We start from the raw sequence: 25,057 nt of genomic DNA on the forward strand, positions 1-25,057 counted from the left end.
TTGCTCGGAACCCATTTCAGGATGATCGTGTGGCGTCTGGCTCATTGCTCCGGGCTCCTGCGCAAACCCACCACGTTGTCGCCGTGGCGGATGACCAAGTAGGGATAGGTGCCATGCACCACGATGGTGTCGTCCTGCACCGTCGAGTTGACGACGAATTCGTCCCCGTCCTCGCTATCCCGCGCGAACACCACCGGGAAGTTGCCGCTGGGGAAGCGCGTGCGGTCGCCCATGCGGATGTAGGTGAAGCGGCGGTCGTCGTAGACCGTCGCCGGCACCAGCCAGGTCGGGCCACGCTTGCGCTGGGCGTATTCGTAGTTGAAGTGGTACGCCCGCCCCGGCTCGACCTCGGTGCTCAGCTCGGACGCGACTTCCTGCGGTGCGCTGGCGGTGGCGCCGGCGAAACTGGTGTCGCCGGGATAGGCGAAGGTGATGCGGTACTGCACGCCGGCCGCACGCGCCTGGTCGAGCACGCGCCAGTCCGTGGCGACGACCTTCAGCTCGAAGATGTACGAGTGCGCGGCGGTGCGTACCAGCAGGTTGGTATCCACGTCGACATTGCGGGGCTTCAGGTAGAAGACGTTGCCGCGACGGCTGATGTCCCAGCCGCCACTGAAGCCGGTGCTGAAGTCCAGGATCTCCTCGTGCGGCGACAGCTCGATCTGGGTGGTGATGCCAAGGCCGGTGCGTACCGGATACACCTTGTCCGGCGCGTAGGTGTACTCCTCGATCACCTGCGCGAACGCAGGCAGTGTCATGAGCAGCAAGCCAAGGGCAGCCAAACGCAGCAGGGTGTCCTTCAACCTCATTGTTGCGGCACTCCAGGTCGAGTCTCTGTTTCCGATTGCTCCGCCGGCAGCGGCGCTGTCGATACTTCGTTGTCGCCGGGCACGCTCGCCGGCGCTGCTGCCGCTGCCGATGCGGGATCCACCGCCTGCGGTGCCGCCGGCGACGTTGCGGGACCCGGCGCGGCCGGCGGCGCGGGGAATTCGCGCTCCGGCAAGGCGGCCGCCGCGAAGTCGTCGTCCACGCGGTAGTTGGTCACGCGGAATCCGAGCGGATTGAGCAGCCGGTCCTCCTCGCCCAGGCGAAGGTCGGGGTTGTAGGTGAACTCCATCGTCGCGATCTTGCTGTCCAGCGCCTGCGAGCTGCCGCGTCCCTTGTCGTACACGCTGCGCTGGAAGCGCACGGTCGCGCCGGTCGGGCGCTGCCCACCCGTTCCCCCGATCAGCACGATGCTGAGGATGCGGACGCGGACCGCGCGACCGCCGCCATACAGGCGGAACGGCCGATCCGGATTGCTCTCGGAATGGAGCGCGGTATAGGCCGGCGCCACCGCAGGGCCGGCCATCGACAGCGTGGTGCGCCAGTTGCGCTGACCGATCAGGCCGGAGTCGTAGGACTCGCGGGCAAGGACGAACTGCGCCACGTTGCTCTTGTTGATGGCTTCCTCGGTGGTGACATCGCGGTCCTGGAAGTTGCCCGACAGGCGCGCCACGCTGGCGGTGCCGGTGTAGGGATCGGCCATGACCAGGTACGGCACCTTCTCCTTCAGCGGCAGGAAGAGGAAGTAGCCGCCCGCCAGGATCAGCGACATCACGATGGCCGACCACGCGACCAGCCAGGCGCGCCGTTCGCTCTTGCGCGCGCGCTCGGCCAGCGTCAGCTCGAAGCTCACGCCCTGCGCCACGGCGCGATCGATATCGGGGGAAGAGGTCTTTTTCCTGAACATGCGCGGGCCGTCGCCTTCAGTCGCCCAGCGGCGCGGTCGGCGCCACGTCCGCCGACGGCGGCAACGCCTGGCTCACGATGATCCGCGGGCGCTCGACGGACACCTGCACGCCCTGCTCCGCATACGCCGCCGAAAGCGCGGCGGCGGCATCCTCCAGGCTTCCCGTACGGATGTTCGCGATGGGCGCGTGCAGCGTGTAGTCGTTCGGGTGCAGGTACGCCAGCGTGAGCCGGGCGTCCTTGGCCCAGCGGCCCAGCATGGTCTTGAGCGTGCCGTCCGCGGGAGAGGCCTGGTAGATGTAGGCCTGCTGCAACGGAATGGCCTGCGGCGCTTCCGCGAACCGGTTCACCGGCCGCCAGCGCCCGTTGATATCGGCAGCCTGTGGCGTGGCGCATCCCGCGACCACCACCGGCACCATCACGACACACGACAACATCATCTTGCGAAGAACGACGTTCCGGATCACGAATCCACCTTTCTGCAATCGCCAGCAACACACGTCCGATGCGCATTCACGTTGGAATGCGTCACGGCACTGATGAATGTCAGCGGGTGGCAATGCACGCCTGCGCGCCGGGATCCACGACAATCCCGCGGCTATCGCCTCGCGCAGGCTACCTTCCTGCGCACTGCCCCCTGTATTCGCATCCATGCGTCAACGCTCCTTCGACTCTCGTGCGACCTTCAAGCTTTAACGCGCGTCGCACGTTCCATTCGCGTACTGCATCACGACAGTCGAGCCGAACATATCCACGCGCTTTTGCGGCGTCAACAGAAATGAAAAAGTAAACATGTGTACGTCGATCTTCAGCTACATCAAGAAACCTTGCGAAACCCTATAAAACAAGGGACTTGTTGCAATAGGATTAAATCGACACAGCAGGTTCGATCAGGAATGTGAAGGCGCGCGTGAAAACACGAACGACGTCACATCGAATGTGAAAGCAATCTTCACTGCGATGAACGAGGTTGCCTGCACACGTATGCGAGCGCGCGAAGAATCTTCGCTCTGTAGGAAATTTCCTACCCGACCATCCAAACCGATCGCCATCGCTTGAATGAAAAACATCTGTTGCATCATGCTGGTATGGAAGTGGCGATCACGCATGGCGTGACAAGGAGCGATATGGAACCGTCGAAGATGGAGGAGTTCGTCGCCAACGCGGCATTGCTGGCGGCGCACCTGACAGACCAGTGCAACAAGGCCGCCGCAACACAGCAGGCGGCAGCGGAGGAACTGCAGGCGTCGGCCATCGCGGTCGGCAAGACCATCGACGATGGCAAGCGCGAGATCGGTGAGCAGACACGTGGCGCCATCCACGACGCGCTGGCACAGGAGATACCCGCCGCCACCCACAGCATCGGCGAGACGGCAGCGCGATTACGCCAGGTCGCCGATCACCTGCAACAGGAGCAGGCGCGGCTCACGCAGCGCGCGCGCTTCCTAGGCTGGAAATCGCTGGGCGTGCTGTCCGTCGCCTGCCTGCTGCTGGTGGCAGGCAGCGGTTACGCGGCACGGCACAACCTGCAACGCGCGGCGCAGGCGAAGGTGGATGCGGAAGTGCTGGAAGCGCTGCAGCAGGTCACCATCACCTCCTGCAGCGGGCAGCCGTGCATCCGGCTGCAGGAGGGACTTCCCCGCTGGCAGAAGAACGACCAGTACGTACTGATCGATACGTCGGGCGAACAGGAAGCGCGCGGCAACAGCGGACGCTGAGATCGCGAGCATCGTCATGGAACAAGCGTCCGCGGGTGGCGGACATGGAAACAGGGGGCAACGTGGGCAGTACGCGCATTCTGATCATCCTGGCACTGGCGGCCCTGGCGGCCATCGGTGCGCTTTATCTCTCCGGCTATCTGGCCCTGCTGTTCCTGGGCCTGGATGGGGGCCTGGTCGGGCTGGGCACCTACGTCGACTACCTCAGGCACCTCGACCACCCCCGCGTGCAAGCGTACGCATGGCGCATCAAGACGGCGGGCGCGCTCGGCGGCGGCATCATGCTGCTGGTCTGGGCCGCACTGTCGGTGATGGTCTACAAGCTGCGCAGCTATCGGAACCTGCACGGGCGTGCGCGCTTCGCCGGCATGATCGACCTGGCCAACAAGGGCTTCCTCTCCAGCAAGGACACCGGCATCGTGGTCGGGCAGATGAACGGCAAGCTGCTGCGTCTGTCCGGGCAGCAGTTCGTGATCCTGGCGGCGCCCACGCGCTCGGGCAAGGGCGTGGGCGTGGTGATCCCCAACCTGCTCGACTACCGCGAATCCGCGGTGGTGCTGGACATCAAGCAGGAGAACTTCGATCTGACCTCGGGCTGGCGCCGATCGATCGGCCATGAGGTGTACCTGTTCAATCCGTTCGCCGAAGACCGACGCAGCCATCGCTGGAATCCGATGACCTACGTCTCGCAGGACCCGGCCTTCCGCGTCTCCGACCTGCAGAGCATCGCCGCCATGCTGTATCCGGACGGCGACGACAAGGACAAGTTCTGGATCAGCCAGGCGCGCAATGCCTTCCTCGCCTTCACGCTGTACCTGTTCGAGCGGCACGACCACGACCGCACCGCGGAACTGCCCACGCTGGGCGCCGTGCTGCGCCTGGCCTCGGGCGATGGCGGCGAGCTGAAGCCCTACCTGCAGAGACTGGTGGAAGCGCCCTTCCTCAGCGGACAGGCGCGCACGGCCTTCGCGGGCCTGCTGTCGCAGGCGGACGTGACCTTCGCGTCCATCATCGGCTCGTTCCGCGAGCCGCTGAATCCCTGGCTCAACCCGGTGCTGGATGCGGCCACCAGCGCCGACGATTTCAGGCTGGACGACGTGCGACGCAGACACATGACGCTCTATGTCGGCATCCAGCCGAACAAGCTGGCCGAGAGCCGGCTGATCGTGAACCTGTTCTTCAGCCAGCTGATCAACGTCAACACCAAGGTGCTGCCGCAGAACGACCCGACGCTGAAGCACCAGTGCCTGCTGCTGATGGACGAGTTCACCGCGATCGGCCGTGTCGACATCATCGCCAAGGCTGTGGCCTACATGGCCGGCTACAACCTGCGGCTGCTGCCGATCATCCAGTCGATGGCGCAGCTGGACGCGGTCTACGGCAAGGAACTATCGCGCACCATCATCACCAACCACGCGCTGCAGATCATCTACGCCCCGCGCGAGCAGCAGGACGCCAACGATTACTCGGAGATGCTGGGCTACACCACCATCAAGCGCCGCGCCCGCACGCGCTCGCACGGCCAGGGCCGCAACGTGTCCGACAACGAGGTGCTGGAGAAGCGCGCCCTGATGCTGCCGCAGGAGCTGAAGGCGATGGGGCCGGAAAAGGAGATCGTGCTGTACGAAGGCCTCGCCCACCCCATCCTGTGCCGCAAGGTGCGCTACTACAAGGACAGCTACTTCACCAAGCGGCTGATGCCTAAGGTCGAGGTCCAGCCGTTGTCACTTGAAGCATCGCACGCTCACAGGAATGACGTCAGCGTCCGTGTGGCCGGCGACGAACGCACCCGCGCATCGCTGTCGGCGGGATGACCTCTATCGCTTCGATGCATCACGAGGGAACGTACTTGAACATCATGGACGACAAGGACCCGGATCTGGGGCCGAGATTCCGCCACGATGCACTGCATGCGCTGCAACTGCTTCGCGACCTGGCCATCGTGAACGAGCGTACCTTACGCGAACTGGGGCCCCTGCCGCCCGGCGGCGCGCCGGCACCGGCCAAGCGCAAGCCCCGTCGCGCGCATCCACCCGCATCCCTTGCCGTCCAGGACGATGAAATGAACCCACTTCAGCGGATCATGACCACCTCAACGCTGGTGGCAGGCGCGTTGGCAGCCTGCGGCGAAGCCCACCCACCCGGGAAACTTGCGGAGCCTGCACCCGCGTCGGCAGCGACGGCCTCCGCGCCAACAGCACCCACACCGTCACCAACACCGACTCTCTCACCCCCCGAAACCGCATCTGCCGCACCCACGAAGCCCGTGGCTGACGAAGCCACCGTCGAGATCGAACGCGGCCCGCCCATTCCGTCGGCCACGCTCCGAAAGCAGGTATTGGCGCTGCTGGACAGCCTGCGGACGCTGGAAGACATGGAGCACCCGCATCTGGAGTCGATCTTCAGGATGCGCATGGTGAAGAACCCGAAAGTGCGCGATGGCTATGATTACTTCGGCATCACGACCGAGGGATGGACGTATTACGTAGAGACCATCCGCCTGCATGGACTGAGCGACCCGCCGACGATCACGATCGCGCTCGACAACGGTGTCGAACCATGGACCGACGAGAAGCCCACCTTCTGCACGATGGATTTCGAGGAACTCGCCAATGACATTGTCGCGTTGGGATACGAACGTGCAGCGACGCGCTCCACGTTCGGCAACAAGCCCTCCTGGGGGTTTGGCCGAGACGTTCCTGAGAACCGTACTGGTTTCGGTGTAGGGGTCTATCTCTACTACCTGGATGAGGGCACTGAAGCGGAACGGGCCTGCGCCAGTTGGCTGCGGATCTCGGGAGGTCCGCGAAATGACTAGGTTGCCTCCGCACTTGCAACGTCTGACCGATGGCCTTCCCGCGGACAAACGCGCAGATATAGAAGAAGCCATCGCTACCGCGCCTTATCTCCAGGAGCGGATGAGCCAAGCCATCGAGGCCGGGCGGCTCGAGCATATCCGCCTCACTCCACCCGGCGCGAACGAAGGCGGGCATTACGATAGCAGCGAGAAGGCGGTCTACGTCAGCATGGATACCTTCACGAGGCCAGATCTGCAGACGCGTCGGGATCGAATCGACGTCATCACCAGCACGCTGGGTCACGAAACAGGACATGCCTTGAACGCGGCGGAGTCGAGAAAGACGCTGCACTTTGTCGCCGCCCAGATCACGGAAGAGATACGCGCCGCCGGCCCCGGGGGCAGCGCCGATGTGACGCCCCACTTTTCTCTGTACCAACGCGCCGCCCGTCGCGACGAAGCGATCGCCGAGATTGAGGGTTGGAATGCGCTGGCCAGCCGCATCCAGTACACCAATGGCGGCGAAATCTCCCGCGAAGAAATGCTGAGACGGGCAGTTCCCACCACCGGATGCGTCTCGCGAGACAGCGCATACACCCTCCAGATCGCCCGCGGCATCGTCCTCGACCAGGACATGCACATGTCCAACACCCGCCTGCCCAAGGCTGGCGCCATCAATGTCGAACCGGTGGCGCAGTGCCACTTCGACCAATCCGCCAGGACGCTCGGTGCGCAGGGCAAGGCCGACTACCGCAACTATTACGGCGCCTATCTGATCGAACAGGTTGGCCAGGACACGGCACACTGGGTCCGACCGCCGACAATCAAACTCGACATGGCGCGGCTGGGGCTGGACCCGTCGCAACTGGAGAGCACCGACCTGAATCTTGGTGGGCGGAATCTCGGCCTGATCGATACCAGCGACGGCCAACGGCTCATCACCCTGCGTCACGGGGACAATGGCCGGAAGCAGAGTCCCGACAGCACCGCCGCGGCGCATGACCGGGACGTACGGGACGACGAGCGGATTTCCCGGCGCGCACGCTTCGGGGATGACACTGTCCTCCAAGGCGGCGAACCGGTAACCGCTTCCGCCACGCCGACCACACTCCGCGATCCGGCCCACCCGCAACACGCTCTCTACGACGCCCTGAAGCGGCATCTGCCCGACTACACCAGCGAAGCCCGCCTGTCGCAGTTCACCGATGCCTGCCACACGGCGGGCATCACGTCGCGCAGCCTGGCAACGATCCATGTCGAAGGCACACAGGCGCGCTTCTCAACGCGGGAAGGCTGGCCGCGTGTCGAGCTCGACCTGGACCAGGCGCCTGTCGCACGCACTACCGACCTGCCGCGTTGCGACATGCCTGCCGGGCCGCTGCCGGAGCGCGGCATGCCGGCGCACGCCGCGCCGCCTTCGCAGCTGCAGGGCCCCGCACACTGACCACGGGCCGCAGCGCGGCGGCGAACCCGAGGCGCCGCCCCCGTTGACCGGATCGCGGCGGCACCTTACAACAGGCGCCACGCTTCCCCATGTCGCAGGCTCCCGCATGCAATGCCCCAAGTGCCAAGGCACGATGGAACTGATCACGGTTCCGCAAGCCAATGTCCATCGCTGCACGCAGTGCAAGGGACTCTGGTTCGAAATGGTCGATCACGAGACCCTGAAGGATCGCGCGGAAGAGATCGATGTCGGCGACCCCACGCTGGGCGAGCGGTACAACCGGGTCGACCGGATCACCTGCCCGGCCTGCATCGGCAACCGCCCCTTGATCCGCATGGTCGATCCCTTGCAGCCGCATATCTGGTTCGAGAGCTGCAAGGGTTGCTACGGCCGCTTCTACGACGCGGGCGAATACCAGGATTTCGCGGAGATCGAACTCGCCGACCTGATCAAGGACTGGAACGCGCCGGAGCGGATCTGACGCACCCGGGGTGCGCTCCGGCGCACGCTCGCCGTTCCGCCGAATCAGCCTTGCAAAGCGTCTCGATCTTGGCCGGACGGCAGCGGCGGGCCAGAGCCCGCCCTACGCTGCGGTACCGCCGCGGTCCTTGCAGCCCCAGTTGAGGATCGGCGTGCCCGGCGGCAGCACGCGGCGGAACATCGCCACGCGTGCAGCCTTCGGGTTGACCACCACCGGTGCGCGCGCCGCCTTCAGCAGCGGCAGGTCGGCGCTGCTGTCCGAATACGCCACAGCCACTTCGCCGTAGCCGCGCTCGCGCAGCATGCGCATCTTCTCTTCGTTGTGGCAGTGGCGCGTGGCCACCACCGCGCCCAGGCGCGGGCCGACGGCGGTGCCGATGACCGGCACGTCCTCGTGCGCGACGAAACTGAGGATGGCGCGCGCGAGCTCCGGCGGTGCGCCGGTGGCCACCACCACGTTGTCGCCACGCGCACGGTGCTCACGGAACACCTCCAGCGCGTGCGGCAGCAACCGGTGCTGCACGTCATCGCGATGGCTGGCCACGTACTGGTCGATCAGCGCATCGAAGCTGCGCCGACCGTGCAGGCCGAACGTGCCGATCCAGATGTAGCCGGAAATCCCGCGCCGGCGGGTCGGCAGGAACGCCACCATCGGCCCCAGCACCACCGACGCAGCCGCCGCCACCGCCATGCGCAGCGGATTGCGCTGGATCAGCCACTTGACCAGATGGCCGCCGGAATCGCCGTCGTACAGGGTGTGGTCGAAATCGAAGACCACGACCGGCGCATCGGCGCGCGGCGTCGGATAGGGAGCGTCCGTCATGCGGCGAAGAATAGCTGACGCAGGGCTTCGCCGGGCTCTTCGGCACGCATGAAGGTCTCGCCCACCAGGAACGCGTTGATGCCCGCGTCGCGCATGATGGCGACATCCTCGGGCACCAGGATGCCGCTTTCGGTCACCAGCAGGCGGTCCTTCGGCACCGCCTCCTTCATGTCCAGCGTGGTCTGCAGCGATACCTCGAACGTGCGCAGGTTGCGGTTGTTGATGCCGACCAGCGGCACCGGTACCTGCAGGGCGCGCTCCAGTTCGTCGATGTCGTGCACTTCCACCAGCACGTCCATGCCCAGTTGCATGGCTAGACCGGACAGGTCGACCAGTTGCCCGTCGTCCAGCGCGGCCACGATCAGCAATATGCAGTCCGCGCCGAGCACGCGCGCTTCGTACACCTGGTACGGGTCGACAGTGAAGTCCTTGCGCAGCACCGGCAGCGTGCAGGCCTCGCGCGCCTGCTTGAGGTAGTCGTCCGCACCCTGGAAGAAGTCCACGTCGGTCAGCACCGACAGGCAGGCCGCGCCGCCGAATTCGTAGCTCACGGCGATGTCCGCGGGACGGAAATCGGGACGGATCACCCCCTTCGACGGACTGGCCTTCTTGACCTCGGCGATCACCGCCGGATCGCCCTGCGCGACCATCGCGTTCAGCGCATCGGCGAAGCCGCGTGTCGGCGGCGCGTCGGCGATGCGCGCGCGCAGGTCCGCCAGCGACACGCGGGCGCTGCGCTCGGCGATCTCGTCCGCCTTGCGGGCGAGGATGGTGTTGAGGATGTCGCTCATGTAGATCCTGGTTCGGTTCCCGTGCCGGCACAGGGCACGGCGCATTGTCGCATCCGCTCCCGTGCAGGAGGGGCTTCAGCCCCGGCAGGGCACGATTCCGGCGGCGATCGGGCACGCCCCCCCCGGCGCGTTGGCGAGGTCCGACCCGGTAAAGCCACTCCTACCCGCCGTTCGTGCGGTCCCAGCCGTAGGCCCGCTCGACCTTGGCCACGCGCAGCTCGAAATGGTCGTACCAGTCGCGCCGCCCCTGCTCGCGCGCGGCTGTGTGTTCGGCGTGCTGGCGCCAGGCGCGGATGGCGTCCTCGCTGTCCCAGTAAGCCACGGTGATGCCGAAGCCATCCGTTCCGCGCGTGGACTCCACGCCCAGGAACCCCGGCTGCTGCGCGGCGAGTTCGACCATGCGCTCGGCCATCGCACCGTAGCCGGCATCGTCATGCGCGTTGCGCTGCGACGAAAAGATCACCGCGTAGTACGGCGGCTTGGGGAGCGACGCGAATCCATCGCCTGCCATGTCATGCCCCTCTGTTCTGCCGGCCCAGCGCCTGCGTGGTGGCCACGAACTGCTGCAGCCGCTCCAGCGCCTTGCCGCTGGCGATGGCGTCGCGCGAGGCGGCGATGCCGTCCTCGATGCTGTCCGCCACGCCGGCCACGTACAGGGCGGCGCCGGCATTGAGCACCACGATCTCGCGTGCCGGCCCCGGCCGGTTGTCCAGCACGCCCAGCAGCATCGCCTTCGACTCGGCCGCATCGGCGACGCGCAGGTTGCGGCTTGCCGCCATTGCGATGCCGAAGTCTTCCGGATGCAGTTCGTACTCGCGCACCTGGCCATCGCGCAGCTCGCCGACCAGCGTGCCGGCGCCCAGCGACAGTTCGTCCATGCCGTCGCGGCCCCAGACCACCAGCGCACGCTCGGCGCCGAGCTCCTGCAGCACGCGCGCCTGGATGCCGACCAAGTCGGGATGGAACACCCCCATCAGGATGCTCGGGGCGCCGGCCGGATTGGTCAGCGGGCCGAGGATGTTGAAGATGGTGCGCACGCCCATCTCGCGGCGCACCGGCGCGACGACCTTCATCGCCGGGTGATGGACCGGTGCGAACATGAAGCCGATGCCGGCCTGTGCAATCGATTGCGCCACCTGCTCCGGCTGCAGTTCGATGTCCACGCCCAGCGCCTCCAGCACGTCGGCGCTTCCGGACTTCGACGACACGCTCCGGTTGCCGTGCTTGGCGATCCGCGCGCCGGCCGCCGCCGCGACGAACATCGAACAGGTGGAGATGTTGAAGGTGTGCGAGCCATCGCCGCCGGTGCCGACGATGTCGACCAGGTGGGTGCGGTCGGCGACCTCCACGGTGCGCGAGAACTCGCGCATCACGGTAGCGGCGCCGGCGATCTCGCCGACGGTTTCCTTCTTCACCCGCAGGCCGGTCAGGATGGCGGCGGTCATGGTCGGCGACACGTCGCCGCGCATGATCTGGCGCATCAGATCGACCATCTCGTCGTGGAAGATCTCGCGATGCTCGATGGTGCGTTGCAGGGCTTCTTGGGGGGTCAGTGGCATGGTGGCTCCATAGGGTGGGCCTTGGCCCACCGGCGTGGCGATGGCGGGCCAAGGCCCGCCCTACGTCATCGTTCGAGGAAATTCTTCAGCAGGGCGTGGCCATGCTCGGTCAGGATCGACTCGGGATGGAACTGCACGCCTTCCACCGGATACTCGCGGTGCCGCAGCCCCATGATCTCCTCGAAGCTGCCATCGTCGTTCTCGGTCCAGGCGGTGACTTCCAGCGCCGCCGGCAGGCTGCTGCGTTCGACCACCAGCGAGTGGTAGCGCGTGGCTTCGTAGGCATCCGGCAGGCCGGCGAACACGCCCTTGCCTTCGTGGCGGATGCGCGAGGTCTTGCCATGCATGATGCGACCGGCGCGGATGACGTTGCCGCCATAGGCTTGCCCCAGGCTCTGGTGACCGAGGCAGACACCGAGGATCGGCGTGCTGGCACCGAGCCGCTCGATGATCTCCAGCGACACGCCGGCTTCGTTTGGCGTGCAGGGACCGGGCGAAATGACGATGCGCTCGGGCGCGAGCTTCGCGATCTCGTCCACGGTCATCGCATCGTTGCGCACCACCTTCACCTCGGCCCCCAGCGATTGCAAATACTGCACGAGGTTGTAGGTGAAGCTGTCGTAGTTGTCGATCATCAACAGCATGGGACGGTACTCAGGGCGAAATCAGGAAAATGGCGTAGACGTTCTCGTTGAACGTGATCGTGCCGGTCTGCAGCGTCTCAGGAGCGACCCGCGTCCCCGTCACCTCGACCGTGGCTCCGATATCGGCCGTCGGTGCGGGCGGTGCGGGAGGCGTCACTCCGGCTTCGTCGCCAGGCGCCGGCCACATGCCCGCCTGGACGCCGTAGGCGAAACTCGGCGCAACGTCGGAGATGGTGTAGAGGCCGGTGATGCGGGTGCCGTAGGCGGATGCCAGGCCTTCCGCTGAGCGCCGCGACTGCTGCGCCGCTTCGCGCTTGAGCTCCGCGCGAAGGCCGGCAGCAGCGGCGTAACCGGAGCGGATGCCGGTGATCTGCAGCTCGGGACCGGATTCGACACCTGACAGCACGGCGCGCACATCCTCAAGCCGCGTGAACGTGGCGCGGACCCGCCGCACCACCTTGGTTCCCTTGAATACCTGCTTGCCCTCCTCGAACGCATGCTCCGGCGAAATCGACAGCGTCGAGGCGTGGATGCTGTCGGAGAGTGCACGGTTGGCCTTGAAGAGCGCGAGTACCGTGGCCACATTGCGCTCGACGCTTGCGCGCGCGTCACCCGGCGAGGGCATCGTGGACTGCACGAGGAAATCGAGGGTGAAGCGATCCGGCATGACCGTCCGCTCGGCCTGCCCCTTCACCAGCAGGTGCGGCTGCGAAGGCAGCGCGTTGACCTGCGACCAGGCCGGCGCGGACGCCAGCACGGAGAGCAATGCCAGCAGGAACCTGATCTTCATCGGGAGCGCCTCGGGAGAGCATGGAATAAGTGTCGCGCGCACAGCCTTCACCCCGGCACCTGACGACGGCAGGTACTGCGCGAGGCGTTGGGAGAACCTATCGTCGTTGTCCATCATCGACCGCATGGGTCAAGCTCCTCGCGCCAAACGCGAGGTCGCAGCATCAAGATGGAGCATTGAAACGATGCCGGCAAACGCCTCGATGGCCGACTCCGGTGTCGCCCACGACGTCACCAACCGGATCACGGTGGTGCCATCGCCGCGCCGCTCCCAGGTCTCGAACTCGACCCACTGCTGCAGCTGCGCCACGACCGCGTCCGGCAGCACCGGAAACAGCTGGTTGCTCGGCGAGTCGACCGCCAGCGGCACGCCGGCTTGCTGGAGGATGTCGCGCAGGCGCTGCGCCATGACGTTCGCATGCGTCGCCAGCACGAAGTACAGCCCGTCCTCGAACAGCGCCTCGAACTGCGCGCCGACCACCATGCCCTTGGCCAACATCGCACCGCGCTGCTTGATGACATGGCGGAAGTCCGTGCGCAGGGCCGGGTTGACGATGACCAGCGCCTCGCCCAGCAGCGCGCCGTTCTTGGTGCCGCCGATGTAGAACGCATCGGCCTGCCCGGCCAGCAGGGCCAGGTCGACGTCGTTGCCTTCCGTCGTCAACGCCGAGGCGAGGCGCGCGCCGTCGATGTAGAGCAGCAGGCCGCGATCACGGCAGAAGCCGCCCAGCGCCTGCAGTTCCGCCGCGCTGTAGACGGTGCCCCATTCGGTGGTGTTGGAGATGTAGACCAGCCGCGGCTTCACCATGTGCTCGCTGCGGTGGCCGTCGAGGCACGGCAGGATCAGATCGGGGCTCAGCTTGCCGTCCGCCGTGGCCACCGTCAGCACCTTGTGGCCCGAGGCTTCGATGGCGCCGGTCTCGTGCGTGGCGATGTGGCCGCTGGCCGGTGCGATCACCGCTTCGTGCGGGCGCAGGAAGGCGGCCAAGGCCACCAGGTTGGTCTGCGTGCCGCCGGCGAGGAAATGCACATCGGCATCGCGGCCGAGCCGGTCGCGGATCAGCGCGGCGGCGCGCTCACTGTGCACGTCCAGGCAGTAGCCGCGGTTGATCTCGGCGCTCGCCACGGCCAGCGCCTGCAGCAGGCGCGGATGCGCGCCCTCGCTGTAATCGTTGCGCAGGCTGATCTTCGCATTGGCGGCGGCGACCTCCATCACAAGCCCTTCGCCGCTTCGGCCACGGCGCGGAACAGTGCGCGGCCCTTGTTCATCGTCTCGTCCCATTCCTTCTCGGGGTCGGAGTCGTAGACGATGCCGGCGCCTGCCTGCACATGCAGGCGGCCGTCCTTGATGACGGCGGTGCGGATGGCGATGGCGGTGTCGGCGTCGCCGTGCCAGCCGATGTAGCCGATGCTGCCGGCATAGACGTTGCGCTTGATCGGTTCCAGCTCGCGGATCACTTCCAGCGCGCGGATCTTCGGCGCGCCGCTGACGGTGCCGGCCGGGAACGTCGCGCGCAACACGTCGGCATAACTCAGGCCCGGCAACAGCTTGCCGGTGACTTCGCTGACGATGTGCATGACGTGGCTGTAGCGCTCGATGACGAACTGTTCGCCCACCTGCACGGTGCCGGCTTCCGACACGCGGCCGGTGTCGTTGCGGCCCAGATCGATCAGCATCAGATGCTCGGCGCGCTCCTTGGGATCGGCCAGCAGTTCGGCTTCCAGCGCCAGGTCCTCATCGTGCGTCTTCCCGCGCGGCCGCGTGCCGGCGATCGGGCGCACGGTGACCTCGCCCTGCTCAAGCCGCACCAGGATTTCCGGCGACGAGCCCACCACCTGCACGTCGCCGACGTCCAGGAAATACATGTACGGCGAGGGATTCAGCGCGCGCAGCGCGCGATACACATCCACCGGCCGCGCATTGAACGGCACGCTCAGGCGCTGGCTCAGCACCACCTGGAAGATGTCGCCGGCGCGGATGTATTCCTTCGACTGCTCGACCGCCGCGATGAAGCCGTCGTGGGTGAAGCCGGAGACGAAGTGGCTCTCGTCCAGCACGTCGCGGGTGATCGGCGCGGGATACGAACCGGGCTGGCGCAGCTTGGTGGTCAGCACGTCCAGTCGCGCCTGCGCCTGTTCCCACGCTTCCGGTGCGCGCGGGTCGGCGTGGACGATCAGGTACAGGCGGCCCTTGAGGTTGTCGAAGACGGCCACTTCTTCCGACAGCATCAACAGGATGTCGGGGGTGTCGAGTTCGTCGGGCTTGTCGCCGCTCGCCAGTCGCGGCTCGATGTAGCCGATGCACTCGAAGCCGAACCAGCCGACGAGGCCACCGGTGAATCCCGGCAGGCCTTCGAGTTTCGGCACGGCATACGCGGCGCGCAGGGCTTCGACTTCGGCGAACGGATCGGCGACTTCGCGCGTTTCGACCAGTTGCCCGTGGTCGCGGATCTGCAGGGTGTGGCCGCGGAAGGTCGCCACGCGGCGCACCGGCAGGCCGATGATGGAATAGCGGCCGAAGCGTTCGCCGCCTTCCACCGACTCGAACAGGTAGGTATGCGGCGCGTCGGCGAGTTTCAGGTAGACCGAAAGCGGCGTGTCCAGGTCGGACAGCACTTCACGGACGACGGGGATGCGGTTGAAACCTTCAGCAGCGTACTGCTGGAACTGGGCGTGCGAGATCAAGCGGGCTTTCCTTCCGGGACACGGTGGCGGTACGGGCGACGGCTACGGGCCACCATCGCCAGCCAGGGCGTGCGGAATCTTTGGAAAGCGGGAGCGCGGGATGGGACACGGGGCTACTTTACCCGAGGCATCGACCCGCCGGCCACTGGGGGAAGCACGAATCAGTGCCGTCGTCACCGCAAAGGCGGGGGCCCAGTGGCTTCATGTCGTTGAAAGCCAAGGCGTTGGGTTCCCGCCTGACCAGACGTGCGTCTGTTGAAAGCCGCGGGAATGACGAGCCAGCGCTTTCCTAAGGTTGCAGACGCAACGGACAGCCTGCAGGCAGATGCATGCGCACGCGGCCGGGGACGCACTCGATGCGGAAACGCCGCGACTGCACCGGCTCGCCGTCCAGGTTGAGGGTCAACGGCTGGTCGGCCTCCAGTTCCACCCACGGCAGGCGGGTGCGGGTGGCGACGCGGTCCAGCGCCGCATGCTTGCCTTCCTTGACCAGCGTGCCGAGGGTGGCGGCGACTTCGCCGGACAGTTCCGGGACGATGGTCAGGTCCAGCAAGCCGTCATCGACCAGCGCATCCGGACACAGCGCCTGCCCACCGCCGGCCTGGCGCCCGTTGCCGATGCCCAGGGCAATGAAGTCGCCTTGCCAATCGAAATCGGGGCCGTGCAGGCGCGCGGTCATCGGCTCGATGCGTCCGAGGCGGGCGACGCCGGTGATCAGGTAGGCCAGGCCGCCGAGCATCTTCTTCAGGCCCTCGTCGGTTTCCACCGTCACCTCGGTACCGAAACCGCCGCTGGCCAGGTTGGCGCACCAGTGCGTGCCGTCTGCCGCATCGATACGCAGCAGGTCGAGCGGCACGGCCGCGACCTCTCGGACGAGCTGCAGCGCGGGTAGCGCCTCATCCGGAATACCGGCGGCGGTAGCGAAGTCGTTGGCCGTGCCCAGCGGCACCAGCCCGAGCGATGGCAGCGCGTCGGCGGTCTCGCCGCGATGGGCGAGTGTCGTGGCCACCTCGCTCAGGGTGCCGTCGCCACCGGCGGCGATGACGGTCGCCACGCCGTCGGCGATGGCCTCGGCGACGTAGCGGTCTGCATCGCCGTCCTCCCACGTCACCCGCACGTCCAGTGCGATGCCGTCCCCGCGCATGGCCTGCACGGCCTTGCGCATGTCATCGTCGCCGGCGGATTTTCCGTTGAGGATCAGGCGCCAGCGGGGGGAGGTCATGGGCGATTCCTTGATGGACGCGCGAGCATAGCGGCCTTTCTGTAGGAGCGACGTGAGTCGCGACCACACGCTGTGAGCGAAACAGAACCTATCGACCCCAGAACACCTGGAACGGATGGCGTGCGGTCGCGACTCACGTCGCTCCTACAGCGGCCGACGCCATCGTCATCTTCCGGTCACAGACCACGCGTAGCGTGGAAGGCCATAGCAGGGACGATGGGCGGAGGCAGGATCAGCCTCCAATTCTTCCGGGGCGGTGGCGAAAGCCATCGCCCTTTTCCATGGCCGCAGAGCGGAGCCTGCTTCGCTGGCGCGACCTGTGCGCCCGGAGATAGCCGGGCAAGCCCGGCGCCACGCAGGATCAGCCGCGCGCTTCCGCCACGGCTTGGCGCATGCGATCGATTACGTCCCTGTAGTCCGGCGCATTGAAGATCGCCGAGCCGGCGACGAACGCATCCGCACCCGCCGCGGCGATCTGGCCGATGTTGTCGGCCTTCACGCCGCCGTCGATTTCCAGGCGGATGTCCTTGCCGGTCTTGTCGATCATCGCGCGCACCGCGCGCAACTTGTCCAGCGCCGACGGGATGAAGGCCTGCCCGCCGAAGCCCGGGTTCACCGACATCAGCAGCACCAGGTCCAGTTCCGGCAGCACCCAGTCCAGCACTTCGACCGGCGTGCCGGGATTGAGCACCAGGCCGGCCTTGCAGCCCAGCGACTTGATCAGCTGGATCGTGCGGTGCACGTGCTTCGAGGCTTCCGGATGGAAGCTGATGATGCTGGCGCCGGCTTCGGCGAAGTCCGGCACGATGCGGTCCACCGGCTCCACCATCAGGTGCACGTCGATCGGTGCAGTGACGCCGTGCTTGCGCAACGCGCTGCACACCAGCGGGCCGATGGTGAGATTGGGCACGTAGTGGTTGTCCATCACGTCGAAGTGCACCCAGTCGGCGCCGGCCTTCAGCACGTTGTCGACTTCCTCGCCCAGGCGGGCGAAATCGGCGGACAGGATGGACGGGGCGATGATGCAGTTCGACATGGAGGGGCTCACTTGCGCTTGCGCAGGGTCTTGATGCGGTCGTAGGCGCCGTTGATCTCGCGCGCCTTCTGTTCGGCCTGGTCGCGCAGGTCTTCCGCGGCACCGGCCATCTTGTCGGGGTGGTACTGCGAGATCAGCCGGCGGTAGGCCTGGTCGATCTCGGCGTCGCTGGCATCGCTGGTCAGGTCGAGCACGCGGTACGGGTTGTCGCGGCTGAGCTTGAACCAGTCCTGGTCGAAGGCGTGGCCGATGATCAGGCCCACCAGGCCTCCCAGCGGATGGCGCATCAGCAGCCAACCGGCCACGAATCCCAGCAGTTTTCCGTACCAGCGCTTCATTCGGCCCGCCTTCTCCGGCAATCGCGGCATTTTACGGCACACGGCGGCCCCAAGCGCCGTACACTACGCGGCCCGGTACGGTACCCGGCCCCGCAGCAGCGGGTGGAGGCCACCCCGGGACGCGGGCGCACGGCCAGCCGCACGCCCCCACGACGCTGTACGCCTCGCTGGTTTCCGGAACTCCCCAAGGAGTGTTTGTGCCCACGACGTTGCTCCAATCCGATCTGCCCGGCCTCACCCTGCGCCACCGCGGCAAGGTCCGCGACGTGTTCGACCTGCCCCGCGACCGCCTGCCCGCCGATGCGCCCGAGGGCGATTGCCTGCTGATGGTGGCCACCGACCGCCTGTCCGCATTCGACGTGGTGCTGCCCGACCCGATTCCCGGCAAGGGCGAGATGCTCTGCCAGATCTCCAATTTCTGGTTCGCCAAGACCGCACACCTGATGCCCAACCACCTGACCGGCATCGATGTCGCGTCGGTGCTGCCGGCCGGCGTGGACGCCGCGCTGTACGCCAAGCGTGCGGTGGTGACGAAGAAGCTCAAGCCGGTGCCGGTGGAAGCCATCGCCCGCGGCTACCTGATCGGCAGCGGCTGGAAGGACTACCAGCGCACCGGCAAGGTCAGCGGCATCGAACTGCCCGACGGCCTGCGCCAGGCCGAGAAGCTGGCCGAGCCGATCTTCACCCCGTCGACGAAAGCCGCCGTGGGCGATCACGACGAGAACATCGACTTCGACGCCATGGTGAAGACCGTCGGTGCCGAACTGGCCGAACGCGTGCGCGACGCCACCCTGCGCATCTACCGCTTCGCCGCCGATTTCGCCGCCGAGCGCGGCATCCTGCTGGCGGACACCAAGTTCGAGTTCGGCACCGATGAAGACGGCCGTCTCTACATCATGGACGAGATGCTGACGCCGGACTCCTCGCGCTACTGGCCCGCGGACCAGTACGAGGTCGGCACCAGTCCGCCGAGCTACGACAAGCAGTTCGTGCGCGACTACCTGGAGACGCTGGACTGGAACAAGACCGTCCCCGGCCCGTCGCTGCCGGCCGAGGTCATCGAACGCACGCGCGCGAAGTACGCCGAGGCGCTGCAGAAACTGGCCGGCATCGTCGTCGACTGACCGCACACGGCGTTGTAGGAGCAACTGTCTTTTAGCTGGCTCGCCACTCGGTCTGTTCGCGGACCATGGCGTTGAGGCGGATGAGTAGCACGCGCATGCAGGCGGTAATGGCGACTTTGGCGGCCTTTCCCTGCTGGCGTAGTCGCTGGTAACGTGCCTTGAAGTCGGCTTGCTTGCGGATCACTGACCAGCACGCCATGTACAGGACACGGCGGATCGCGGCGCGTCCGCCGCGGATACGGCGTTTGCCGGCGTGTTGTCCGCTGTCCACGTTGTAGGGAGCCAGCCCGGCCAATGCAGCGATTTGGCGGCGATCCAGACGCCCCAGTTCAGGCAGGTAAGCCATCAGGCTGGCGGCGGTGACCTGGCCGATGCCGGCGATCGCCCGCAGCTTCCGGCTCAGCTGATCGTCGAGTTGTTGCTGGGCATGGACGATGGCCTTGTCCAAGTCGTGGATGCGCAGGCGCAGCTGGCCGATGTGAGCGGCAAGGTCGTCACGGACCAAGGGCGTGCACGCTCGGGGCAGGCGGCGGCGCTCGTCGTCACGCTGCTGGACCAGTTGTTCGCGGCGCTGGACCAGCTCACGCAAGGCTTCGCGCTCGGGCTCTGGTGCCACACCAGGGGCGCAGACCAGTTCGGCCATGCGCGCGAGCAGGGCCGCGTCGATGGGGTCGGTCTTGGCGGTTTTGCCCAAGGCGGTGGCAAAGGCACGGGCGCGACGTGGGTTGATCCGGGTGACCGGAACATCGGCGCTGACCAGGGCCCGCATCACGGCGCGTTCGTAGCCGCCCGTGGCTTCCAGCAGCACATTGCCAACGGTCTGCCCCTTGAGCATGGCGCACAGGCCGGCATGCCCTTCGCCAGTGTTGGGCACAGAAAGAAACTGCCGGGTCGGCAGTAAATGGACGGCCAGGGTGGCCTTGGAGACGTCGATACCAATCCAGAGGGTCATGGAAGCTCGTAAACTGTGGGACAGGAGAGAGCCCCCTCGTTCCTGCCCACGCTTGTGAAGTTCGAGCTCAGGCTCGTTCAACTGTTCGGGCTATGGAGCGAGGTCGATGTGCGGCGGCCCTGGCTCCTACACGTGCTCGAACACAGCGGCCTGTCGGCCTGCCGCACATCGCTCTCCACCCCAACTCTAGGGGTAATTGCAGACACAAGCGGGCCATGCCCGCGATGCTTCTGCGCGCTGTGGTCGAAGAGCATCGCGGGCATGGCCCGCTCCTACGACGTTGCGACGGCCGGCCCGGCACCCCCTGCCGGGCTGGGGTATGCTCCATACCCTGCCGCATTGCCATCCTCGGGAGGGATGAATGAACGCGACCGCGCAACGTCCGGTGGACCGATGGTTCGCCAGCTATTCCGGTGATCACGTCAACGAGACCAACCAGCTGATCCATGTCTTCGCCGTGCCGGCGATCCTGTGGACGGTGGTGGCGCTGCTCTGGTGCATTCCGGTGTTCGGCACCTGGGTGAAGTCCGGCGCGTGGGCGGCGATCGCGATGTTCGGCGCGTGGATGTACTACTACAAACTGTCGCGCCCGCTGGGCTTCGGCATGCTGGCGATCTTCATCGCCATGGCATGGCTGACGCGCTGGCTGGAGTCGCTGCTGGGCCTGCAGAACCTGCTCTATCTCGCCATCGCGGTCTTCGTGCTGGCCTGGATCGCGCAGTTCGTCGGCCACAAGATCGAAGGCAAGAAGCCCAGCTTCCTGACCGACCTCACCTACCTGCTGATCGGCCCGGTGTGGGTGCTCAGCAAGTTCTACCGGAAGATGGGCTGGCGGTATTGAGCAGGGGCGAGCCTGCTCCGCGGATGCCGTGCGTGGCATCGCCCTGACGCCGCGAAGAGCAGCGGAGCAAGCTCCGCTCTACGCACCCGCCGCGCGCTTGTCGACGATGAAAGTCCGCGGCGCGTAACCGAAGTCGTTGCGCGCCGGCGCGGCATCGAACACCAGGTCCTCTCGCATGCGCGCCACGGCATCGTCGGTGAGTCCACGCATCACGCCCGCCGCGCGGGCCAGCGACAACGCTGCCCTGAACACCGGCATCGGCACCTGCCATAGCTTCACCGGCGGATCGAGCGCGGCCAGCGTACGCGCCACCATCTCGCGGTAGTCCATGGTTTCTCCGCCGGGCAGCGCGTAGGCCTGTCCGTGCGTGGCGGGCGCATCCACCACGGCGAGCGCGGCGTCGGCGAGATCATCGACATGCACCGGCTGGCGTTTTCCGTCCGCACCACGCGGCAGCACGAAGAAGCGCATCCGCCGCGCCATCGCCGCGATCCGCGCCAGCGTCTGGTCGCGGCCGGCGCCGTAGACCAGGGTCGGGCGCAGCAACGTGGCCGCCGCGCCCTTGGATGCCGCGGTCTCGAAGACGAGCTGCTCGGCGGCCTGCAGGCGGGCGACGATCGCGCGTTCGTACGCGTCGCCCGACGCCTGCTTGGTATCGAGGCTGGTGGAACCGAACGCGACCACGCGTGGCATGGCGACCTGCCCGCGCGCATACCACTGCGCGAACCCGTCCAGCGGCCCGGTGCTGAAGACCACATCGACGGCGTCAGGCAAGCCCGCGATGCCGGCAAACTCGCCCGTCAGCCAGCGTACGTTCGACGACGGCGCGCGCGGCGTGCGCGATACCGCGAACACCTGCCACGCCGACGCCGACAGCCGCGCCAGCAGCGCCTCGCCGATCTGCCCACTGGCACCGAACACAAGGGCGGTACGCATCGCGGATCAGGCGCCCGGGCCGGCGTCTTCGTCGACCGCATCGACGGGCTGCGTCGGCTCGCCCCCGGGCATCGGCGGCCGCTCGGCCATGTGCAGCGACAACGCCGCCTTCGCCATCAGGTGCGCGCTGATCGGTGCGGTGATGAACAGGAAAGCGGTGATCAGCAGTTCGCGCGGCTGCGGATCGGTACCGCCCAGGGCGTGGTAACCGACCGAGGCCACCAGCATGCAGCCCACGCCGAGCGTACTGGCCTTGGTGGGGCCGTGCAGGCGCTTGAAGAACTCCGACAGCTTGAGCAGGCTGAAGGAGCCGACCAGGACGAAGAAGCTGCCCACCGCCAGCAGCAGCACCAGCAGGATGGCGAACACCCAGCTCATTCGACGATGTCCCGGCGCAGCACGTACTTGCTCAGCACGACCGTGCCGACGAAGCCCAGCATGGCGATGATCAGCGCCGCCTCGAAGTAGACCGCCGTGCCCAGGTACATGCCGAACAGCACCAGCAGCGCGATCGCCGACACGAACAGGGTGTCCAGCGCCAGGATGCGGTCGGGCACGCTGGGGCCGCGCACCAGCCGGACCAGCGCCAGCAGCATCGCCAGGCCCACCACGTGCATCGCGCCGACGATGGCGTACATCACCAGTTCCGTGGGTGTCATGGGAAGATCTCCATCAGCGGCGCCTCGTAGCGCGTCTTGATCTGCCGGATCACCGCGTCGGCGTCGTCCAGGTTCAGCACGTGCACCAGCAGGTGGCGGCGATCGTCCGACAGCGCCGACGACACCGTGCCCGGGGTCAGCGTGATGATGCTGGTCAGCGCGGCGATGCCGTGGATGTTGTCGATGTCCAGCGGCACCCAGATGAAGCCGGGATGGATCTTCCGTTCCGGACCCAGCACCTGCAGCGCCACGGTGACATTGGCCTGCACGATATCCAGCAGCAGCACGCCCAGCATGCGCGGCACGCTGCGAAGGCGGCCGATGCTGGCGAACTCGCGGTCCAGCCGCGCCGCGAACGGCGGAATCAGCAGCGCCAGCAGCAGCGCCAACGCCACGTGGCCGGCGCTGACGTCGTCGTTCATCAGCAGCCAGAAGCAGAACACCGTCGCGCTCAGCGGCAGCGACGGCAACCAGCGCTTGCGCCATGTCGCGGCCATGCTCAGGGCTCCCTCAGGATCGGCGCGGCGGTGCGCACGTGTTCGACATAATCACCCGGCGACTGCAGCTGCGCCGCGGTGGCGCGCATGTAGTCCAGCACCGGCGCGGCGGCCAGCACCAGCGCCACGCCGTAGGCGAGCAGCAGGACGATGGCCATCGTTTCAAGCGGGCGCGAAGGCGCGGACACCAGGTCCTGCTCCGGCGTATAGGCCTCCAGCTGGCGCACGCCCGCGTCCGGCCATGGCTCGACACGCCAGAACAGCCGCGTGCCCGCGCGCGCCAGCCCGACCAGCATCAGGAAACTCGTGCCCAGCACCAGCGCCCAGATCCACAGCGTGCGCGGGCCGGCCGGCACGGCCTCCAGCAGCAGCAGCTTGCCGATGAAGCCCGACAGCGGCGGCAGGCCCGCCAGCGAAACCGCGGCGACCAGGAACAGCAGGCCGGGCACGGTCTTGTCCGGCAGTGCGGCGATCAGGTCCTTGCGGTCGCTCGCGCGGCCGCGGCGGCGACGGATCAGGTCGGCGAGCAGGAACAGTGCGGCGCCGGCGAAACTGCTGTGCACCAGGTAATACAGCCCCGCGCCGATCGTGCCGGTGGTGTGCAGCGAGAAGGCGACGAACAGCGTCGCCGCCGAGCCGAGCACCAGGTACGCCGCCAGTGCGCGCAGCCGGATCGCCGCCAGCACGCCCAGCGACGCCAGCACCAGCGTTACCGCGCCCAGCACCAGCAAGGCAGGCCAGGCGAAGCCGTCCAGCGGACCCGACGCACCAAAGCTCAGCGTGCCCAGCCGCAGCACCGCGTACAGGCCCACCTTGGTCATGATGGCGAACAGGCCGGCGACCGCTGCCGGCGCATGCGTATAGGTCTCGGGCAACCAGAAGTACATGGGCAACAACGCAGCCTTCGCGCAGAACACTACGAACAGCAGGCCCGCCGCCGCCTGCACCAGCGCCACGTCGCCCGGCGGCAGCTGCGCCACCCGCACCGACAGTTCGGCCATGTTGAGCGAGCCGAGCAGGCCGTACAGCAGGCCGAGCGCCACCAGGAACAGCGTGGATGCGGCGATGTTGAAGGTGACGTAATGCAGGCCTGCGCGCATCCGTTCGCCGCGCCCGCCGCTGAGCAGCAGGCCGTACGAGGAGATCAGCAGCACCTCGAAGAAGACGAACAGGTTGAAGATGTCGCCGGTGAGGAACGCGCCGTTCAAGCCCATCAGCTGGAACTGGAAGAACGCATGGAAGTGCGGAGCGCGGCGGTCCCAGCCGGCGCACGCATGCAGCAGGCAGGCGGCCGCCAGCAGCAGCCCGACCAGCAGCATCAGCGCCGACAGGCGATCGACCATCAGCACGATGCCCAGCCGCGCCGGCCAGTCGCCGAGCAGGTAGACCGAGACCTCGCCGGCTCCCGCCGACGCCACCAGCACGCCGACCACGGCCAGCATCGCGGCCAGCGAGGCCCACGCGACGATGCGCTGCGGCAGCATGCCGAAGCGGCGGTGCTCGAAGAACAGCACGATCGCGGCGGCGAACAGCGGGATCAGGATCGGCAGCGCCGGCAGGTGGTTCATGCGCGCGGCTCCGCCTCGTCGGCCTTGGCGGCATCGCGGGCTTCTTCATGCCGGCGCTGTTCGCTGGCCAGGAACTCGCGCTCGGCCTTGCTGCCGTCGACATGGTCGCTGTCGTTGTCGCCGCGGCTGCGGATCGACAGCACGACCGTCACCGCCGTCATGGCGAAGGCGATCACGATGGCGGTCAGCACCAGCGCCTGCGGCAGCGGGTCGGTGTAGTGGGCCAGCGTCGGCGCCACGCCGTCGCGCAGCACCGCCGGCTTGCCCGGCACCAGCCGGCCACCGCTGAAGATCAGCAGGTTGGTCGCGTACGAAAGCAGGGTCAGCCCGAGGATGACGTCGAAGCTGCGCGCGCGCAGCAGCAGGTACACCCCGGCCGCGGTGAGGATGCCGATCGCGCTTGCCATCGCCAGTTCCATCAGG

General features: G+C 67.0%; 28 protein-coding genes and 1 pseudogene. 7 read left to right on the forward strand and 22 right to left on the reverse strand.

From position 1 onward, the window contains the following. Positions 1 to 41 precede the first annotated feature (41 nt). The 4 genes from MMG85_RS02325 to MMG85_RS02340 form a co-directional block, all read right to left on the reverse strand. Positions 42 to 809, reverse strand: a complete 768-nt coding sequence (locus MMG85_RS02325) for a TrbG/VirB9 family P-type conjugative transfer protein (RefSeq protein ID WP_241044506.1) — start codon at positions 807 to 809, stop codon at positions 42 to 44. Next, positions 806 to 1,732 (reverse strand): type IV secretion system protein, encoded by a 927-nt coding sequence (locus MMG85_RS02330; protein WP_241044507.1) that lies wholly within the window; start codon positions 1,730 to 1,732, stop codon positions 806 to 808. The genes MMG85_RS02325 and MMG85_RS02330 overlap by 4 nt, the downstream gene beginning before the upstream one ends. Positions 1,733 to 1,748: 16 nt before the next feature. Next, positions 1,749 to 2,168 carry a TcpQ domain-containing protein gene (locus tag MMG85_RS02335; protein ID WP_241044508.1) on the reverse strand — a complete coding sequence of 140 codons (420 nt, stop codon included), beginning with the start codon at positions 2,166 to 2,168 and terminating at the stop codon, positions 1,749 to 1,751. A 453-nt stretch (positions 2,169 to 2,621) separates the two neighbouring features. Beyond that, a complete protein-coding gene (locus MMG85_RS02340; protein WP_241044509.1) occupies positions 2,622 to 2,840 on the reverse strand; it encodes a hypothetical protein in 219 nt (72 codons plus the stop codon). Between the two features lie 18 nt (positions 2,841 to 2,858). Here MMG85_RS02340 and MMG85_RS02345 point away from each other — a divergent pair, with 18 nt between their 5' ends. The 5 genes and pseudogenes from MMG85_RS02345 to MMG85_RS02365 all read left to right on the forward strand — a co-directional run bounded on the left by MMG85_RS02345 (position 2,859) and on the right by MMG85_RS02365 (position 8,171). Further along, a complete protein-coding gene (locus MMG85_RS02345) occupies positions 2,859 to 3,449 on the forward strand; it encodes a hypothetical protein (RefSeq protein ID WP_241044510.1) in 591 nt (196 codons plus the stop codon). Positions 3,450 to 3,493: 44 nt separating this feature from the next. Continuing rightward, positions 3,494 to 5,182 (forward strand): annotated as a pseudogene (locus MMG85_RS02350) (type IV secretory system conjugative DNA transfer family protein); the annotation flags it as partial. A 125-nt stretch (positions 5,183 to 5,307) separates the two neighbouring features. Then, complete coding sequence (locus MMG85_RS02355; RefSeq protein ID WP_241044616.1) at positions 5,308 to 6,267, forward strand: hypothetical protein; 960 nt, start codon at positions 5,308 to 5,310, stop codon at positions 6,265 to 6,267. A 13-nt stretch (positions 6,268 to 6,280) separates the two neighbouring features. Then, on the forward strand, positions 6,281 to 7,690 hold the full coding sequence (locus tag MMG85_RS02360; RefSeq protein WP_241044512.1) for a hypothetical protein: 1,410 nt from the start codon (positions 6,281 to 6,283) through the stop codon (positions 7,688 to 7,690). A gap of 106 nt (positions 7,691 to 7,796) precedes the next feature. After that, positions 7,797 to 8,171 carry a zf-TFIIB domain-containing protein gene (locus tag MMG85_RS02365; protein WP_277399696.1) on the forward strand — a complete coding sequence of 125 codons (375 nt, stop codon included), beginning with the start codon at positions 7,797 to 7,799 and terminating at the stop codon, positions 8,169 to 8,171. A gap of 102 nt (positions 8,172 to 8,273) precedes the next feature. Here the strand turns inward: MMG85_RS02365 and MMG85_RS02370 are convergent, their stop codons facing one another. From MMG85_RS02370 to MMG85_RS02420, 11 genes are all read right to left on the reverse strand, one after another. Then, a complete protein-coding gene (locus tag MMG85_RS02370) occupies positions 8,274 to 8,993 on the reverse strand; it encodes an HAD-IB family phosphatase (protein ID WP_241044516.1) in 720 nt (239 codons plus the stop codon). Beyond that, entirely contained in the window at positions 8,990 to 9,784 is a 795-nt protein-coding gene (gene trpC, locus MMG85_RS02375; protein WP_241044518.1) for an indole-3-glycerol phosphate synthase TrpC, read from the reverse strand. Before trpC ends, MMG85_RS02370 begins: the two co-directional genes overlap by 4 nt. Before the next feature lie 160 nt (positions 9,785 to 9,944). After that, positions 9,945 to 10,295 (reverse strand): antibiotic biosynthesis monooxygenase, encoded by a 351-nt coding sequence (locus tag MMG85_RS02380; RefSeq protein ID WP_241044520.1) that lies wholly within the window; start codon positions 10,293 to 10,295, stop codon positions 9,945 to 9,947. Position 10,296: 1 nt separating this feature from the next. After that, positions 10,297 to 11,343: an anthranilate phosphoribosyltransferase gene (trpD, locus tag MMG85_RS02385; RefSeq protein WP_241044521.1), complete on the reverse strand. Its 1,047-nt coding sequence runs from the start codon at positions 11,341 to 11,343 to the stop codon at positions 10,297 to 10,299. 65 nt (positions 11,344 to 11,408) lie between these two features. Next, positions 11,409 to 11,987, reverse strand: a complete 579-nt coding sequence (locus MMG85_RS02390; protein WP_055936984.1) for an aminodeoxychorismate/anthranilate synthase component II — start codon at positions 11,985 to 11,987, stop codon at positions 11,409 to 11,411. A 10-nt stretch (positions 11,988 to 11,997) separates the two neighbouring features. Further along, a complete protein-coding gene (locus MMG85_RS02395; protein ID WP_241044618.1) occupies positions 11,998 to 12,777 on the reverse strand; it encodes an SIMPL domain-containing protein in 780 nt (259 codons plus the stop codon). Between the two features lie 129 nt (positions 12,778 to 12,906). Continuing rightward, positions 12,907 to 13,989 carry an aminotransferase class I/II-fold pyridoxal phosphate-dependent enzyme gene (locus MMG85_RS02400; protein WP_241044523.1) on the reverse strand — a complete coding sequence of 361 codons (1,083 nt, stop codon included), beginning with the start codon at positions 13,987 to 13,989 and terminating at the stop codon, positions 12,907 to 12,909. Beyond that, a complete protein-coding gene (trpE, locus tag MMG85_RS02405; RefSeq protein WP_241044525.1) occupies positions 13,989 to 15,461 on the reverse strand; it encodes an anthranilate synthase component I in 1,473 nt (490 codons plus the stop codon). The genes MMG85_RS02400 and trpE overlap by 1 nt, the downstream gene beginning before the upstream one ends. 289 nt (positions 15,462 to 15,750) lie before the next feature. Next, positions 15,751 to 16,683, reverse strand: coding sequence for a lipid kinase YegS (yegS, locus tag MMG85_RS02410; RefSeq protein WP_241044528.1), 933 nt, complete (start codon positions 16,681 to 16,683; stop codon positions 15,751 to 15,753). A 361-nt stretch (positions 16,684 to 17,044) separates the two neighbouring features. Beyond that, positions 17,045 to 17,719 (reverse strand): ribulose-phosphate 3-epimerase, encoded by a 675-nt coding sequence (gene rpe, locus MMG85_RS02415; RefSeq protein WP_241044530.1) that lies wholly within the window; start codon positions 17,717 to 17,719, stop codon positions 17,045 to 17,047. An 8-nt stretch (positions 17,720 to 17,727) separates the two neighbouring features. Then, positions 17,728 to 18,057 carry a DnaJ domain-containing protein gene (locus MMG85_RS02420; protein WP_241044532.1) on the reverse strand — a complete coding sequence of 110 codons (330 nt, stop codon included), beginning with the start codon at positions 18,055 to 18,057 and terminating at the stop codon, positions 17,728 to 17,730. Positions 18,058 to 18,254: 197 nt separating this feature from the next. Between MMG85_RS02420 and MMG85_RS02425 the strand changes: the two genes are divergently transcribed. Then, on the forward strand, positions 18,255 to 19,181 hold the full coding sequence (locus MMG85_RS02425; protein WP_241044534.1) for a phosphoribosylaminoimidazolesuccinocarboxamide synthase: 927 nt from the start codon (positions 18,255 to 18,257) through the stop codon (positions 19,179 to 19,181). 31 nt (positions 19,182 to 19,212) lie between these two features. Here the strand turns inward: MMG85_RS02425 and MMG85_RS02430 are convergent, their stop codons facing one another. Continuing rightward, a complete protein-coding gene (locus tag MMG85_RS02430) occupies positions 19,213 to 20,133 on the reverse strand; it encodes an IS110 family transposase (RefSeq protein ID WP_241044535.1) in 921 nt (306 codons plus the stop codon). Between the two features lie 361 nt (positions 20,134 to 20,494). Here MMG85_RS02430 and MMG85_RS02435 point away from each other — a divergent pair, with 361 nt between their 5' ends. After that, positions 20,495 to 20,974: an Mpo1-like protein gene (locus tag MMG85_RS02435; protein ID WP_055937003.1), complete on the forward strand. Its 480-nt coding sequence runs from the start codon at positions 20,495 to 20,497 to the stop codon at positions 20,972 to 20,974. 78 nt (positions 20,975 to 21,052) lie between these two features. On the opposite strand, the gene MMG85_RS02440 is transcribed toward MMG85_RS02435, so the two are convergent. Genes MMG85_RS02440 through MMG85_RS02465 form a run of 6 tightly spaced genes read right to left on the reverse strand, consistent with a single transcriptional unit; the run spans position 21,053 to position 25,053 of the window. Beyond that, positions 21,053 to 21,910, reverse strand: a complete 858-nt coding sequence (locus MMG85_RS02440) for an NAD-dependent epimerase/dehydratase family protein (protein ID WP_241044536.1) — start codon at positions 21,908 to 21,910, stop codon at positions 21,053 to 21,055. Positions 21,911 to 21,916: 6 nt separating this feature from the next. Beyond that, positions 21,917 to 22,288: a Na+/H+ antiporter subunit G gene (locus MMG85_RS02445; RefSeq protein ID WP_241044537.1), complete on the reverse strand. Its 372-nt coding sequence runs from the start codon at positions 22,286 to 22,288 to the stop codon at positions 21,917 to 21,919. Then, the gene (locus MMG85_RS02450) at positions 22,285 to 22,569 is read right to left on the reverse strand and encodes a K+/H+ antiporter subunit F (protein WP_241044538.1); all 285 of its coding nucleotides are present in this window, start codon (positions 22,567 to 22,569) and stop codon (positions 22,285 to 22,287) included. Before MMG85_RS02450 ends, MMG85_RS02445 begins: the two co-directional genes overlap by 4 nt. Further along, positions 22,566 to 23,066, reverse strand: coding sequence for a Na+/H+ antiporter subunit E (locus MMG85_RS02455; RefSeq protein WP_241044539.1), 501 nt, complete (start codon positions 23,064 to 23,066; stop codon positions 22,566 to 22,568). Before MMG85_RS02455 ends, MMG85_RS02450 begins: the two co-directional genes overlap by 4 nt. A gap of 2 nt (positions 23,067 to 23,068) precedes the next feature. Then, positions 23,069 to 24,634: a monovalent cation/H+ antiporter subunit D gene (locus MMG85_RS02460; protein ID WP_241044540.1), complete on the reverse strand. Its 1,566-nt coding sequence runs from the start codon at positions 24,632 to 24,634 to the stop codon at positions 23,069 to 23,071. Next, positions 24,631 to 25,053 carry a Na+/H+ antiporter subunit C gene (locus MMG85_RS02465; RefSeq protein ID WP_241044542.1) on the reverse strand — a complete coding sequence of 141 codons (423 nt, stop codon included), beginning with the start codon at positions 25,051 to 25,053 and terminating at the stop codon, positions 24,631 to 24,633. The genes MMG85_RS02460 and MMG85_RS02465 overlap by 4 nt, the downstream gene beginning before the upstream one ends. Between the last annotated feature and the right edge of the window lie 4 nt (positions 25,054 to 25,057).

It is taken from the genome of Pseudoxanthomonas sp. LH2527 (genome assembly GCF_022539275.1).
Classification (GTDB): Bacteria; Pseudomonadota; Gammaproteobacteria; order Xanthomonadales; family Xanthomonadaceae; genus Pseudoxanthomonas_A.